Source organism: Micromonospora sp. I033 (assembly GCF_053890995.1).
The window spans coordinates 1-1,328 of the sequence record NZ_JBSSLX010000383.1 but is presented as its reverse complement, the minus strand read 5'-3'; the positions used below and the strand labels follow the sequence as shown (position 1 = coordinate 1,328).

Below are 1,328 nucleotides of genomic sequence, written 5' to 3'. Positions count from 1 at the left end.
CCCTGGGTGATGCCCAGCCCGAACATGCCCACGCCCGACACCGCGCTGGTCTACCCGGGCACCTGCCTGTTCGAGGGCGTCGCCTCGATCACCGAGGGCCGGGGCACCTGCCGGCCGTTCGAGCTGATCGGCGGGCTGGCCGGCGACTTCGACCACCACTGGGGAGACCGGCTCAACGCCCGGGACCTGCCGGGTGTCGAGTTCCGGGAGGCGTACTTCTCGCCGACGGCGGCGGGGCAGAAGCCGGCCCTGCTGAACAAGCTCTGCGCCGGCGTGGAGGTCAAGGTCGTCGACCGGTCCGCCTACGACCCGATCCGCACCGCGGTGGCGATGCTGGTGGAGGCGCGCAGGTATCCGGCGTTCGCGTGGCGGGTCGACTCGTGGGACACCGCCCGGCCCTACTGGGTGGACAAGCTGACCGGCTCGCCCCGGCTACGCACGATGATCGACGCCGGAGCCGAGGTCGACGACGTGGTCGGCGCCTGGGCCGGCGAGTTGGCGGCCTTCGAGCAACGGCGGCGTCCGTACCTGCTCTACTGAGTCCGCGACGCCGAGCCGTCCCCCGCTCCGTCCACCGGGCGGAGCGGGGGACGCGCCCGGGTCAGCCCGCTGCGGAGCGGAAGACCGGGTAGTAGCCGCCGGACTGCCCGGCGGCGGTCGGGTGGTACGAGACGGTGAGGTTCAGGTAGTTCAACGCGTGCAGCCACTTCTCCCCGTAGCTGCAGAGCTGGTGGCCGACGAAGATCGAGCGGACGTCGGCGAACGTGAAGCCGGCCGAGACGGCCGCCGTCCGGATGATGTCGTCGACCAGGTTGATCCCCTCGTTGATCTTCGCCCGCGAGGTGGCGCTCAGCCCGACGCAGACCGTGCCGAGCTGGTAGAAGACCGGGTAGCCGACCACCACGACCCGCGCGGAGGGAGCCCGGCTCCGGATGCCGTTGTAGACGTTGGCCAGCTTGCCGGGCAGCTCGGTGCGGGCCTTGTCCTCGGCGGCCTGGACCGCGGCCACGCACTGGGTCTCCCCCTGCAGCACGCAGGTGCTCATGATGCTGGCGAAGCCGACGTCGTTGCCGCCGACCGTGACGCTGACCAGCGTCGTGGTCGAGGAGAGCGCGGAGAGCTGGCTGTTGATGACGGTCGACGTGGTCGCGCCCGAGCAGGCGACCGAGCGGTAGGAGGCCGGCCTGATGTTGGTGTTGTAGAGCGCCGGGTAGGCGCTGGTGCTGCGCAGGCAGGACCCGCTCTCGGAGGTGTAGCTGCCGGCGCCGACGCCGGAGGCGTACGAGTCGCCGAGAGCGACGTAGCTGTCGGTCGGGGCCGCCTGGGCG

Annotated in this window: 1 protein-coding gene and 1 pseudogene; one reads left to right on the top strand and one right to left on the bottom strand. The window is 71.5% G+C overall.

Annotation, left to right across the window (positions count from 1 at the left end):
- A pseudogene (locus tag ACW0Q9_RS30360) lies at positions 1-540 on the top strand (DUF1343 domain-containing protein); the annotation flags it as partial.
- Positions 541-601: 61 nt separating this feature from the next.
- Here the strand turns inward: ACW0Q9_RS30360 and ACW0Q9_RS30355 are convergent.
- Positions 602-1,328, bottom strand: a 727-nt coding sequence (locus ACW0Q9_RS30355) for an SGNH/GDSL hydrolase family protein (protein WP_456187175.1), incomplete at its 5' end; no start/stop codon positions are given.